The following is a 13,702-nucleotide window of genomic DNA, read 5'->3' on the forward strand; positions in this document are numbered from 1 at the left end:
GATAATTGCCCACTCAGAAGGCGCAGGCAAGTTTCCTAGCGAAGCGTGGGAATGAACGAAGCTAGGATACTTGCCAGACCTTCCCGGAGGGCGAGTTTAATAAAAAAACCCCATGCAGTTTTCACAACATGGGGCTTTGGCTTGTTTTACAGGCCTTTAGAAAGGCAGTTGTTGGTAGGTGACCTTTCTTCTAGTTAGCCTAGATTCTTCGTGTTTTCACGGGCGACTAATTAAGTAAGTTCAAAGGTATTACTTTCCCTGTTACGGGATTAAACTCAAACGTTACTGTTCCCGTTGTCGCATTACCATTTTGATCAACGTTTGCGTCGTTAATATCACTTACAAACTGATCAATAACAACCCGGTATGACGTCGGGCCGTTAGCCCAACCATTCACGCGAACCCGATAGGTTTCTCCGGGGACAATGCCACCGCCAACTTGCTCATTAGAGCCCAAGTTGCCGGAGCTCGCCATAATATTGCCTTCGGCATCGAGCAGTTCAAAGTCAAGATCTGGCACCGCTACTACCTCAACATCAGCGCTCAGCGTTGCAACTACACTTGACGCACTTGGCAGCGCTGTAAACGGGATATCAACATAGTCAACGCCATCAACCAATGCTTCATCCGCTGCGCCAATTAAGACAACACCCGTGTGCTCCTCAATATTATGGTAAACCACAGACTGTTCTTTTGGCTCAGACGTATCAAAGGTAGGCGTTTCTCCTCTACCGGTTGACGAAGCGCCAGCTTCGTAGCCGCTGATCCGCGCTTGGAACGTAAAGAGTTTTCCATTTGGGTTATCAAACTTTAGATAACGCAGTGCAGATGTTCTGTCTACATCTAGCGATTGATCGAAACGGAACCTTGCTATGTCGCCGTTTTGACCAGTGCCACCATTATCTGCATTCAATACGGTAATACTGCCATTGCTAATATGAGTAATATCGAAATCAACTGGACCGTAAATTCTCTCGTCGCCAGTATTTATCAACGCAATATCAAAGGCAAAGATGCCGTTATTGTAGTTTACATTACCCACTTTGTAGTCAACTTGGTCACTCACATCCACCGTGTTTAAGCCGGTTGAAGCAATCCCTGACATATTAGAAAAACCAACTTGCTGATTAGGGTTAAGGCTGATTGCACGCACTACGTATTCATAGTCAAACGAGTCTATGCCTTGACCTGCACCACGCCCTAAACCTTGCCCTTTGTCTATGTAGCGATTATCGCCCACAATAAATTCAACATGGGTGAAGCCAGAGAATGTGAGGTCGCCGTCAAAGTATTCTCGGGTTGGTACACCCGTAAACAAACGCGCACTCGACCCTTTTTTGCGTTTTAGCAATTGATAAGCAAAAGCGTCAGGTACGGTTTCCCACGTAATTTCAATCGCGTCATCAGAAATGATATGCGCGTCTATAGCGTCTGGTGTCGATGGCTTAGCCTGGGTAGCCGTAAACTCGCTCACTGCCGTTGATATAGTCTGTCGACCGCCTAACGGTGCTTTCGCGTTTGCACCTAGCTCTCTGGCAGCAAAAACACGCTCAATTAATGCATGATGACGACCCGGTGAAGTTAAATCTAAAGGATCGGTAGGATATAAGGCGGCATCGGCAATTAACACTGCATCCCGTGCGCGCACGAAGGTATCTGGCGCAGATATCCCTAGCACGTACATTGAGCCTAGGAAGATACGTTCCCACGTTTCTTTGCCCAAGCTAGTTTCTTGGGTAGGATCGCCGGTAACTGGATCGGGGCGAACGAAGTCTTGTCTAGGCTGCAGCGCCACCATAAGCTCTCTTAAGTCCCACATTGCACCCGCGTAAATTTCTCCATCACGATGCACTTCAAATGCGTTGTCTCTTGTACCTAATTGTGAATAACGAATTTGGCTCTGTGCAGAACGAATAAACTCAAATGAGTCGGGATTAACCCCCTGCTCTCTTAAGAATTTTCGTAAATCGCACGAATTAACGGGGTAAGTACCTAAATCCGGTGTTTCGCCTACCGTGTATGCCCATAGGTCGGCTTGTCCTTCGTTAAGCGCGCCACCTTCTGGCTCGCCTTCAAAACCTGCGATAGGGGTAATTGTCGCATGGGTGCCTTCATGAATGGGAACCGAGAAGTCCATTGCTAGGTTGTTGAATAAGTAACCATGGCCGTAAGCTGTCGGGTTAACCACGACCTCTTCACCTGCAATTTCCTGTGATAACGGCACTGCGAATGCGTTGTCCAAACCTAATAGCTTAGCCATAAACTCAGGATCTGCTGGATTATCTGGTGGGTCGAGCACATTTGGAATATGTACCACACCAGTTAACGGTACCGCTTCGTTAGGGTAGCTATTTGGAAACGAGCCATCGCCCACGCCACGACTATGCACAGCATCGCCGTCCTTATGGAGGTAATCTAAATATTCGAGTAATGTGGTGATGTAAATAAACTGGCTGATGCCGTCAATGTGATGTGCCGTAGAAGGCGTTACATGATCATCTTCGACAGGTCTTGCCTCTATGGCAGTATCTTCACTGAAGTGATACGTGCCGGTTGCCGCTTGTGGAAAAGGCCCTTTTGTCAGCATCGCGCTTTCAATAAGCGCGTGCTTACCTGTAAGCAAACCTTCAACACCCGTCACTAAGTTAGAATCGTCAAACTTACGTAGGTTAATGCGTTCCATCCCTTTCGGTTTGCCGGTGTAGCCACCTGCATCGTCCTCTATCAAACATTCGCTTTGCATCGATGGCGTAATGGGTGGAAATGTTGGGAAATAATCCGCAGTCTGCTGAACTAAGCCAACCTGCCCCGTTTGCGTAACTTCATTTTCACCTGAAGGAAGAATGGTTTTGACCCGATCATTACGCGCCAGAATGTCTCCCGACTGGGCATCGATGACATACTCAAACACACCAAAGGGATTTGAAGAGTAATAGAAGAACTTCCATGCGAGTTTAAGTTTATTGTTATCTTGTACCACCACTTTCTGTGGCACTGGCTTGGCAAAAATGCCTAGGCTTTTCTCTATTTGAGAAAAAGCAGGGTTCAGTACATCAAGAGCTTCTATTGGCAATGCTCGCTTGTAAGACGCTAAATCGGCGGTTGCCACGCTGATCGCGCTATTAGCAGAAAGAACTTGAGAGTTAGCAATAGGTGTATTTATAGCTGTATCGGCGAACAGCGCTCTCACCACCTGAGACTCATCTATTAAGAGACCGACACCTCTATCTTTGATTTTTACACCATCAATGACTTGGTCAAATCTTACTAAATGACCACCCAGCGCTGCTTTACTACGGTGAGGGTTAAAAACAAAATCCCCGTCACTTAGTCCACCTAAAAGGGCAGAATGTCGACTAATAAAGTCAAACCCCATCTGTTCAGGCGACGTGCCTGAAACATCAATGGCAATACCAAAAACACTGTCTAAATGGCCATTAGCTGTTCGTAATGTAGATGATGGGAATGTGGTTTGCAGTTGGTCTAACGCCATTTGAAACAAGCTGTTTGCTGGCGGGTTAACAACGTTGTCAGTCAGATTTATTTCAGCAATACGGTGCGATGAAGTATCTAAGGGTGCGTGTACTTTGGAGGCGCTTGCTACGAAAGGTAAAGCCGCTGCTACCGCAGCATATATAAGGGTTCTTTTTTTCATTATTCAATCCTTAAAATTTGGAGCTATCAATGCATTCAGCATTAATACTGAGCAACGACTAGATAGCGTTAACCAAATTAGGATCGAGCAAAAAACGCCCATCCACCATAGGGGTTAACCACTAGAGTTAACTGCACCAACCAGATGTGGGAAATGAGATAGTTAATTGCGCTATTAACTTATTACAGGCTAATTAGGAATCAGAAAGCAGAGATAGTTTGCGTTCATATTCGCGAGACAACCACGAAGAAGCTTCGTCAATATCTGTGAAAAAAAGATAATCCATACTTTTGAGATCGGGGATCCTCTGAAACATTATTCCGCGTATAACAGGTCCTTTATAAACATATGCTTTCGCTATTAATCCCATATCAGGGAGCCTTTTTATAATACGCTTGAGTATGTCGAAGGCCTCAGGAGTTGCACCTTCAACTTGGCTAATATCTGCCAGAAGGGAAAAGGGTCGTTGATTCAGCCCTATGACTAGTTTAAAAAGACGATCGCTGTAGTCTTTCGCACTTTTTTCATTAAACGCGCCATAGAGTCGAGTGGTGACTACTCCGTTCTCGTACGAAATTGTTGATGAGCTCAGTATTTTTGGCATAGCCTACTTTCACAATTACTTCCTAGGTTAATAGTAGACGATAAGTTTTCGTAAATGCGAATACTCTTAAAGTTTAGGTTTATTTTTCAGCCAATGTTAACAGCGCTTCGTTATCGGGAAAGCGTTCAAGCCCCTGTTTTAGAATTGTATTTGCCTTCTCGGGCATGTTGTTTTCGCGCAAAGCTAATACGTAGTTGTGAACATACACGTGTTGGTTCTGCCCCACTTCATAGCCTTTCTTAAACCAAGCCACGGCTTGGCTGTCGTTTTGCTCTAAGTAATAATTGGCAATCAAGAAGTAACTTAACCAGTACGTTGGCCATGTATGCGACGCGGTTTCCAAAAACGCCAATGAACGCGCTTTATCTCCCACTTTAAGCATGTCGTAAGCTGCACTTACATAAGTGAACGGCGTCATCTCAGGCGAGGTTACATTAGGAGGAACTGGTGCCAAATACCAGTAATTTCCTCTTCCCCACGTTCTTTCAAAAAGTTCAAGCGACATTTCGTGATTAGGCGTAAGGCCGGTATGTAAAGTAACCGTCCCCTTATCACTATCGAACCCAATAACAACAGCGTAGTGCCATTGGGGTAATAACTGGATGGACAAATTTTGAAAAACAATTACTGGGATATCGTCTTTAACTAACGACATAATTGACGATAAAGTCCCTCGGTCAGAATATGGCAAAAAACCAAATTGTCGGGTAGCGCTCACCATTTCTAGTTGTAAACTCCCTTCTTTACTGGGAATGAATAACTTAGGCGCAATGTCATTTGGAGAGGTGCTTTCACCATAGTAACCAAACACTTCAGATAGTGTGGTAGGCCCGCAATAAAACTGTTCTTGGGGAAAAAACGGAACAGATTGAATAGTGTGAGATTCAGGTAATGAGGCAAGTCCCTCTTGCCGCAGTTTGTCAGCTTGAGGTGTGGACTGACAGCCTGAAAGCAAAAATAGAAGCGAAAGGCCTGCTAACGCGCAGGCCTTTTTTTGAACTGAATTGATCATTCAATTAGCTGTTCACTGGACGAATAAATGGGTAAACGTCAGTTACACCAATTAGGTCCAAAATTGCGATAATAGCAAGTACGGTAAGCACTGCACCCACAACGCCACCCGCTGGCGCTTGATTAATTTCATCATTTAATTGGGCAATTTCGCTGTCGGTCATGCCGTTGATTCTGGCGATAGCTTGGTTGCTATCTACACCTAAGCTAACCAATTTACTCTGCACGTCTGCACGATTAACCATGTCAATTAGCTGCTGCTTATTGTAGTGAGCGGCTTGAGTTTGCATTACGGAATCTGAGCTAATTGCTTCTGCATGCACGCTGCCTGACATTAAAACCGTTGCCGAAAAGCAACCAATCGCAATTTTTTTCAAAAATTTCATGATGTTTCCCTCTTTAAAATGCCCAGTTTTATTCTTCTTTTGCGTTACCTAACTCACGATAAACTAGAGTGAAATAAAACTTCGCACTGATTCAGCAGACGCATTTGCGCTCTGCGGTTTATTTTCAGTAGATAAGCACAGCAAGATTAAGACCAACTAAAAATGCCTTTTTTTCATTATAGACAAGATTCCATTTTTTCTCTTTAAAATAACGATTTAAGTGACCTTTATACGAAAAATGCTGATCAAAGCTTTGTTCGTTAATTCTGCATTGATGCATCACCGCGCGCTGACTTTTATGTAATATTTTCTTTATGCTGGAATTATTTGCTTGCCGCTAATATAAAAAGAGCAACAAACCATAAGGGGCCATCTGTGGAATGAGCGGGTGTTTTGAAACGCCTTTTTCACGCCTCATACCGTACGGAGTTAAGTTTGAGGTGCAATTTTTGACAAAAACACGCTATAAAAGGTTAATACTTTTTTTTAGCGTTTGGGTGAAATGCGCATCAAGCAGAATCTCATTTATTGGGTATTGGTAGCGACTGTCTGCTGTATTAGTGCATGCAGTTCAGATAAGTTTATGCGTAAAAAAGTATCTCCTTTGTCTTTGGCCGGTGCATATGGATATGGCTATTTGCCCGACTTAAGCCACTTCGACAACATACAACTGGCTGCTCGGTGCACGTCGTACGAGCAAAGTACTACACTAGACATCGCGCTTGCGCTCGATTGCTACATTACCTTGTTAAAAAGAGACAGTCTTTCCGATGCGCATCGTGCTATAGGGATCGACGGGTATAACCTCGCAGTAAACAAGTTATTCCGTCTTAGACATACAACTGACAACTTAATTCAGGTTAACTACTCGGGCCCAAGCGAACTCGATTTAGTTGCAGAAATAGAAGCCTTAGACGCTCGCCTCTCTCCTAAGGTATTTGGTGAACTTGGCGGTGCTGCAGTGGCTCGAATTAGCAACCAAGCACAGAATGGCCTTAGCCTTGACCTAAACTACCCACTAGAAGGTATCTACTCGCCTTACTCCCTTCAAGTTGAGTCGGTTGCATTGAAAGGGCTTAGAATTCACATATCCTTGCAAGCCCAACACGTCGATGTGCCTACCGAAATACTGGTTGGAAACAACACATACACGCAACGGTACTCACCTGCTGCCTCTTACCTTTCCCTATTACAAAATGCCGACATCCATAATTTCAGCTGGCTAGGATTTATTAATGCACAAGACGCTGAAAAGAGAATGGGAGTCTTTAGTATTGGAGAGCTTTATTCAGTCAAAACCCCGATTATTATGATTCATGGCCTCAATTCAGACCCGCTAATTTGGCGGTATCTCACAATGGCTATTTTCAATGACGAAGAATTATCTCAACACTATCAGATATTGCACGTGTACTACCCATCAGGCCCTCCTCCTTTCTATAACGCCATGCGAGTTCGCAATTTACTGTACAAGCTAAACCAGCGGATAGCGTCATCGGAAGGCGCTTCTTCATCTGCGGTATTGATAGGGCATAGTATGGGCGGCGTAATCGCAAAGCTGATTTCAACGCATTCAGATAACACGTTATGGGATACTACTTTCACAGAGCCTCCAGAAGCGCTACTTGCTGAAGGCGATGAAATGTTGCGAGATATATTTATATTTAATCCTGTGTATAAAGAGAATACGGTGTTTTTTCTCGACACTCCACACCGAGGCTCAGAAATAGCTAATAGCGTTATAGGATCGTTAGGCTCTTCACTCATCACACTCCCTTTTAGTTTTAAAGCGCTATTTAAAAACTTTATCGACAATGTAGGCGTGAGCAGATTAACCGCAGCTATGCTTCCTTTCTTGCAAAACTACGGGCCTGATAGCGTCCAAGTGTTACGCCCCAATCACCCGCTGATGACAGCGTTAGCCGACATTCCTGTAGAAGGCGAGAGCTATTCTATTATTGGCTCAACCAGTACCTTGTATTGCCAGTCAGAAACAGAATGCGCTGCTATAACTGACTCTGTCGTCAGTTATAGCAGCGCATATTTACCTGAGGCAAAAGACACAACTATTGTTAACTCGTCACATAACTCATTCAAAAGCCCTCAGGCAATCGAGTTTATACTTGATAAGCTTCGCCAAAAGCACATCAGCGCAAAAACTGTTCAAAATTCCCTCGACATGTAGCCCTCAATTCCTTATAGTGCGCGCGCTTTTATATATTAGTGAAGTGACAACCGCTTTCACTACTATCTCTTCTCATCGTTTTACCCCTGGATACCTGTTTTGATTACCACCGCAAATATCACAATGCAGTTTGGCTCTAAGCCATTATTTGAAAATATTTCCGCAAAATTCGGCAACGGCAACCGATACGGCCTGATTGGCGCAAACGGTTGTGGCAAGTCTACCTTTATGAAAATTCTAAGCGGTAAACTTACCCCATCGTCGGGCAACGTTTCTATGGCGCCAGGCACAAAGCTAGGTATCTTGAGTCAGGATCAGTTTGCGTTTGAAGAGTTTAGCGTAGTCGATACCGTTATCATGGGTGACCGTGAACTATGGGAAGTTAAGCAAGAGCGCGATGCCATTTACAGCAAGGCTGAAATGAGCGAAGAAGATGGCATGCGCGTGGCGGACCTGGAAACCCAATTCGCCGAGATGGACGGTTACACTGCCGAAGCCCGCGCAGGCGATATCTTAAACTCTGCTGGCATCGACGAAAGCTATCATTTTGGTCTAATGAAGGAAGTCGCACCTGGTAAAAAAGTACGTGTGCTTTTGGCGCAGGCATTATTTGCCGAGCCTGACATTCTGCTTCTAGACGAACCAACCAACAACTTGGATATCTACACCATCAGTTGGCTTGCTGAAGAGCTTAACAAACGTAAGTCGACCATGCTTATTATTTCGCACGACAGACACTTCCTAAACTCTGTATGCACGCACATGGCCGATATCGACTACGGTGAACTGCGCGTTTACCCGGGTAACTACGACGACTACATTCAAGCTGCTATGCTAGTTCAAGAACAGCTTCATGCAGAGAATGCTAAGAAGTCAGCGGAAATCGAAGAGCTACAGAGCTTCGTAGCGCGATTTTCTGCCAACGCATCGAAAGCGAAACAAGCCACCTCGCGTGCCCGCCGTCTTGAGAAAATTGAATTGGCTGAGGTAAAAGCGTCTAGCCGCCGTAAGCCTTATATTGTGTTTAACCAACATAAGAAACTTCACCGACTTGCTATTACTCTTGAAGAACTAGGGCATAGCTACCCAGCTCTTCCGCTATTCGACAACGCGAACTTGCTATTAGAAGCAGGTCAACGCTTGGCGATTATTGGTGAGAACGGGGCCGGCAAAACCACGCTTTTGAAGTGTTTGGTTAATGACATTGAACCTACCGCAGGTAGCTATAAGTGGGCTGAAAACGCTGCGATTGGTTACATTCCGCAGGATAACGCTAAATACTTTGCCGAAGATATCACTATGTTTGAGTGGATGAGCCAATGGCGTAGCCCCAAACACGATGACCTGCAAATAAAAGGTATGTTAGGACGTTTGCTATTTACGTCTGACGACTTCAACAAACGCGTGCAGGTATGTTCTGGTGGTGAGAAAAACCGTTTGCTGTTTGGAAAGCTAATGCTTCAAGACATCAACGTATTGGTAATGGATGAACCCACTAACCACATGGACATGGAGTCGATTGAAGCCTTGAACAATGCGCTATACAAGTTTGATGGCACTGTTATTTTTGTTAGTCACGACCGTGAATTCGTTTCGTCACTGGCGACGCAAATCATCGAAATTAAAGACAAGAAACTGAATCACTTCGATGGAAACTACGAAGAGTTTTTGGCGCATAAAGAAAACGCGTAATTATATATCGATGCCTTCATCAATAGATGAAGTGAGCCACATAACAAAACGGGCACTTATTTAAGTGCCCGTTTTTTGTTTCAGTATATTAAAAGCTTACTGACCAGATAAATACTTGCCAACCGCTGTCGCTAAGCGGTCAAAGTAGTTAACAATCGTATTTTTAATTGGCGCTAACTCTTGTTCCGTTATTTCATCAAAGTTATCTGGCGGTGTGAAATCTTCAACACGCTCATTTTTTAGCGCATCATCTTGAAATTCGGTAAACACTGGCAGCGTTAAGATATCAACTGGCTTGTCTAAACGCTCAATACTAACGTTAAAGCTTGCCGAAGCAATATAGTGATCGGTACCCAAAAAACTACGCGTAAACAGTCCGAACCCTTTGCTTTGATGCTCTGAACATCCATAAGTACCGCACTCGGTAATAGCCACCGTCGGCGCTTCTTCAACAATAATCACAGTGGCAATGCCTTTGTCTAACAACGATTTTCTTAACGTGTTTTGTTTGTCATTGAACGTCCCGTTATTTCCTTCACCCATCACGAAATCAAGGGCGCCTGCATCGTCAACCAAAGAAGAGATATCCACCGCAGTGAAACGACTGTTTTGCTCAATGGCTTTTTTGAATGTGCTATACAGCGTGTTGTTCAATTGCCAGTCGTAGCTATATTCTTTCGTAAAATTGTTAAATTTAGTGGTACCGATATGCGTGTGAGTGGGAAACTTTTTAGCGCTAACCCATACGCCAACTTTTGGTTTTGGTGGAGCAACTGGCTTGCTAACTGGCTCTTTAGTCGATTCGCCTTTCGTGGTTCCATCATTTACGCTGTCGCCATCTTGCACCACATCTTCTTGCTCTGTGCTTTCAGTTGGCGTGGCTTCCTCGCTATTAGGTTGAGAAGGAACGCTTTCGCCAGAATCCATACCTCGTTGCGTAACACACCCTGCAGCCAACATTAATACGGCTAACAGAACAGTAAACTTTGTCACAAACTTCATAACACTTCCTTATTTCAAAGCCATTTAAGTTAATACTAAATTTCTACCTAAAAGACCATTCTCATATTACTGAAAACGTGGGTCAGTGCATTGGCTGAATTAAGCAGTAAAAAGTCTGCGCGCTGACCTTCAGTAATGCTGCCTATGTCACTCTCTAGCCCCATAAATTGAGCCGGCGTGGCACTCGCCATTTTGCTCGCATCTTCTAACGTCACACCGCAATCATTGTGCGTATTCAAAACTGCACTATGCATATCCAAGCACGAGCCAGCCAGTGTTTTGCCGTCTGGCGTAGTAAGTTTATCGCCATGCCTAACGATCTCGGTATTAAAAAAGTGAAGACGCTCAATATCACTGCCCACATGCGCCATGGCATCGGTAACCAACATGGCGCGGTTGGCAGTTTTCACGTTTAATGCCAACTCAGCACTTTTGCGGTGTAAATGGTGATGATCGATAATAAAACCACAATATACGGTGTCATTAAGCAACGCTGCACCAACGGCTCCTGGCTCCCGGGAGGTTAATGCAGACATAGCGTTGTACAAATGCGTAAAGCCTGTAGCTCCCGCGTCGATAGCCGCCTGAACTTGTTCATAGCTGGCATTGGTGTGCCCAATTGCAACCACAACTCCTTCAGCAACCATTTCTTTTATGAAGCTAGTACTCACCGTTTCTGGTGCGACAGTAAGTAAGACTTTACCGATATCTTTGCGACATAAGGTTGCAAGCTCTGCGTCAGAAGGGGTTCTTATAAATTGTGCTTCGTGCACGCCCTTTTTTGCTTTGCTCAAAAAGGGCCCCTCAAAGTGAATCCCTTTTATTAACGCTTTAATGCACTCTGGGCCGCCCGCCATTACTTCCGCAATGGCATCGGCCGCCTGGGCCATTGTAGATGCGTTGTCGGTAATAATAGTTGGCAACATGGAGGTCGTGCCGAAACGAAGATGAGCCAGCGCCATGGTTTCTACAATAGCGGCAGAAGGGCTATGGTTAAAAAGCACACCACCACCGCCGTTTACTTGCGTGTCGAAATACCCTGGGATGAGCTTTCCGTTGTAAATACTACTGAGCTCTGCTGAGGTCGCATCACTAATACTGACTATCTTGCCGCTATCAGCTGTGATTGTCTGGTTTTCAAGCCAACCTTTTGGCGTTAAAACCTGCTCGACAGTAATCGATTCTTTCATTCGCTTTTTACTCTTTTGGCAAAGCTGATAGCGCCATATTCAGCACTTTTTAGCGGCGCTGTTAAATTAGAAGAGATAGAAGGCGAAAGTAAAGGCGTGTAAACATCAGCAAGGCCACCAACTAAACATAGCGGCAATGTAGAAGCCTGATTAATCAATGCTTCACCCAACTGATTGAGGTAATTTGCACCCTTTCGAATAAGAGAGGTCGCGGCGGCACACTGGTCTCGATAAGCCTGTATAACCACTGGGGCTATATCACCAAAATCTGCAGCGTTGTAATTTGCCACCAAGGTCACTAATTGCTGAGGTGACGCTAAATTAAGGTGTTCACAAATTCGCTTCTTTAATTCACTAACGGGCTCTACGCCGTCATAAGAAAGCAGTACATGCTTTATAGCTGATAAGCCCAACCACGCACCACTTGCATCATCGCCAACTTGCAGGCCGTAACCACCTTTGTCAGTGAACACACCCTTGTCGTAACGGGTTGCCGCTGAACCTGTACCGCAAATAATAAGGGCTCCAGACTGATTATCGTGCGCGCCCAAACAAGCGGCGTGTAAATCACTTATTACCACGGTATCAGCAAATGGGTTGTCTAACGCCAAAAAAGACTGCTTTGCTTGCGGAATATTCGCTCCTGCCAATCCAGCAGCTAGCAACACTTCTTCGCATGTAATCGGCAACGCAGTACTTTCTATTGCGTCTAACGTTGCGTCTATTACCGACCCCATTGCTTGTTCGGGGTTGGTCATTATATTTGCAGGGCCTGCCGCCCCTTCACCTAATGTATTGCCATCAATATCTTGCAACAATGCACGGCACCGGGTGCCACCACCGTCAATACCCACTACATATTTGTAACTCACGGGTTACCTGCTTCTCTAAACTATTCAATACAACTTGTTGTATGCACTTTACCACACCGATTTCACAGAATAACTTGCTTTCTTGCCAGTAAAGCAGCCTTTCACGTTACCTTAAGGCCCTTATACCAATCCGCATAGATAATTGCCCAATCAGAAGACGCTGCAAAAACGTACAGCTTGGTTCAATATACACAAGCGAATATGATCGAAGAACACAGCAGAGCAGTATCTTGATTAAAAAGGAAATTTACCTATGAATTTAAAAACCGTTATTGGCGCAATAACTCTAGCTTGTGTAGGTGTTGGTTCTACTCCTGCTTTTGCACAACAAGCTGGCGCTCAACAGCCTCAGGGTTGGATGTGGGGTTTTGGCGTCGCAGCATCGCAAGATGTATATACCGATTTTGATAATCGCGTTGTTCCTATTCCTATTATCGGCTACACCGGTGAAAAGTTACGTGTTTACGGACCATTTATTGGCTATGAACTTTTTCGCGAAAGTGGCTTTACTCTTGACGCTCAGCTTGTCCCGATCTTTGCAGGTTATGAAGAAGATGACAGTGCTGTATTTACAGGTATGGACGACAGAGATTTTAGCTACGCGGCCGGAGTTGGGCTTAACTACAACACGGGTAGCTGGGTTTATTCATTGTCAACCAATGCCGATATTCTTGGTAAGTTTGATGGCTACCAAGCGTCCGCCCGTATCGGGAAAAGGTTTAGAATAAATAACTTCATGATCGAGCCGTCTATAGGCGTAAACTACCAAGACAGCAATTACGTCGACTATTACTACGGCGTGCGCCCTGAAGAAGCCACAGCATTTCGAAGTGCATATAACGGCGATAGCGCGCTCAATACGGAAGTACGCGTTGCCATCTCAACCCGACAGTTTCTGGGCGGCATGACCCGTTTAGAAGTTGGCGCCACCTTCTTTGACGATAGCATCAGCGATAGCCCGCTGACAGACGATGATACCGCGCTTAACGCCATGCTGGTTTATACACGCTTTTTCTAGACTATTGCTAATAGCCTACTCTACAACCGCGTAGATGGCTTAAAGACAAGGTGCTAGCATCAAAAAAGCCCTCATGTAAGAGGGCTT

10 protein-coding genes are annotated in these 13,702 nt (G+C 44.9%); 3 read left to right on the top strand and 7 right to left on the bottom strand.

Annotated elements, in window-relative coordinates; translation table 11 throughout:
* Positions 1-226 precede the first annotated feature (226 nt).
* From ACFI6J_RS20575 to ACFI6J_RS20590, 4 genes are all read right to left on the bottom strand, one after another.
* Positions 227-3,655, bottom strand: a complete 3,429-nt coding sequence (locus ACFI6J_RS20575; RefSeq protein WP_462586361.1) for a M36 family metallopeptidase — start codon at positions 3,653-3,655, stop codon at positions 227-229.
* 193 nt (positions 3,656-3,848) lie between these two features.
* Positions 3,849-4,259, bottom strand: a complete 411-nt coding sequence (locus ACFI6J_RS20580; RefSeq protein ID WP_321825177.1) for a hypothetical protein — start codon at positions 4,257-4,259, stop codon at positions 3,849-3,851.
* 79 nt (positions 4,260-4,338) lie between these two features.
* The gene (locus ACFI6J_RS20585; protein WP_462586362.1) at positions 4,339-5,271 is read right to left on the bottom strand and encodes a PA2778 family cysteine peptidase; all 933 of its coding nucleotides are present in this window, start codon (positions 5,269-5,271) and stop codon (positions 4,339-4,341) included.
* A gap of 4 nt (positions 5,272-5,275) precedes the next feature.
* Complete coding sequence (locus ACFI6J_RS20590; protein WP_014951406.1) at positions 5,276-5,656, bottom strand: PA2779 family protein; 381 nt, start codon at positions 5,654-5,656, stop codon at positions 5,276-5,278.
* A 583-nt stretch (positions 5,657-6,239) separates the two neighbouring features.
* On the opposite strand from ACFI6J_RS20590, the gene ACFI6J_RS20595 reads away from it, so the two are divergent.
* Positions 6,240-7,841 (top strand): esterase/lipase family protein, encoded by a 1,602-nt coding sequence (locus ACFI6J_RS20595; RefSeq protein ID WP_462586363.1) that lies wholly within the window; start codon positions 6,240-6,242, stop codon positions 7,839-7,841.
* 99 nt (positions 7,842-7,940) lie between these two features.
* The gene (locus tag ACFI6J_RS20600; protein WP_462586364.1) at positions 7,941-9,533 is read left to right on the top strand and encodes an ABC-F family ATPase; all 1,593 of its coding nucleotides are present in this window, start codon (positions 7,941-7,943) and stop codon (positions 9,531-9,533) included.
* 96 nt (positions 9,534-9,629) lie between these two features.
* Here ACFI6J_RS20600 and ACFI6J_RS20605 read toward each other — a convergent pair whose 3' ends face one another.
* From ACFI6J_RS20605 to ACFI6J_RS20615, 3 genes are read right to left on the bottom strand one after another with little or no spacing between them, the layout of a single operon-like run.
* Complete coding sequence (locus ACFI6J_RS20605) at positions 9,630-10,535, bottom strand: hypothetical protein (protein ID WP_462586365.1); 906 nt, start codon at positions 10,533-10,535, stop codon at positions 9,630-9,632.
* A 47-nt stretch (positions 10,536-10,582) separates the two neighbouring features.
* Positions 10,583-11,725 carry an N-acetylglucosamine-6-phosphate deacetylase gene (gene nagA, locus ACFI6J_RS20610; RefSeq protein WP_462586366.1) on the bottom strand — a complete coding sequence of 381 codons (1,143 nt, stop codon included), beginning with the start codon at positions 11,723-11,725 and terminating at the stop codon, positions 10,583-10,585.
* The gene (locus ACFI6J_RS20615) at positions 11,722-12,597 is read right to left on the bottom strand and encodes a glucosamine kinase nucleotide-binding domain-containing protein (protein WP_462586367.1); all 876 of its coding nucleotides are present in this window, start codon (positions 12,595-12,597) and stop codon (positions 11,722-11,724) included. The genes nagA and ACFI6J_RS20615 overlap by 4 nt, the downstream gene beginning before the upstream one ends.
* Positions 12,598-12,850: 253 nt before the next feature.
* On the opposite strand from ACFI6J_RS20615, the gene ACFI6J_RS20620 reads away from it, so the two are divergent.
* Complete coding sequence (locus ACFI6J_RS20620) at positions 12,851-13,615, top strand: MipA/OmpV family protein (RefSeq protein WP_462586368.1); 765 nt, start codon at positions 12,851-12,853, stop codon at positions 13,613-13,615.
* Positions 13,616-13,702: the final 87 nt, after the last annotated feature.

The sequence above is a fragment of the Alteromonas sp. G4i13 genome, assembly GCF_054960505.1.

What these genes read in the sequence shown, in the direction of transcription:
- ACFI6J_RS20575 (WP_462586361.1), bottom strand. Translation starts at nt 3,655, where the DNA reads ATGAAAAAAAGAACCCTTATATATGCTGCGGTAGCAGCGGCTTTACCT.
- ACFI6J_RS20580 (WP_321825177.1), bottom strand. Translation starts at nt 4,259, where the DNA reads ATGCCAAAAATACTGAGCTCATCAACAATTTCGTACGAGAACGGAGTA.
- ACFI6J_RS20585 (WP_462586362.1), bottom strand. Translation starts at nt 5,271, where the DNA reads ATGATCAATTCAGTTCAAAAAAAGGCCTGCGCGTTAGCAGGCCTTTCG.
- ACFI6J_RS20590 (WP_014951406.1), bottom strand. Translation starts at nt 5,656, where the DNA reads ATGAAATTTTTGAAAAAAATTGCGATTGGTTGCTTTTCGGCAACGGTT.
- ACFI6J_RS20595 (WP_462586363.1), top strand. Translation starts at nt 6,240, where the DNA reads ATGCGTAAAAAAGTATCTCCTTTGTCTTTGGCCGGTGCATATGGATAT.
- ACFI6J_RS20605 (WP_462586365.1), bottom strand. Translation starts at nt 10,535, where the DNA reads ATGAAGTTTGTGACAAAGTTTACTGTTCTGTTAGCCGTATTAATGTTG.
- nagA (WP_462586366.1), bottom strand. Translation starts at nt 11,725, where the DNA reads ATGAAAGAATCGATTACTGTCGAGCAGGTTTTAACGCCAAAAGGTTGG.
- ACFI6J_RS20620 (WP_462586368.1), top strand. Translation starts at nt 12,851, where the DNA reads ATGAATTTAAAAACCGTTATTGGCGCAATAACTCTAGCTTGTGTAGGT.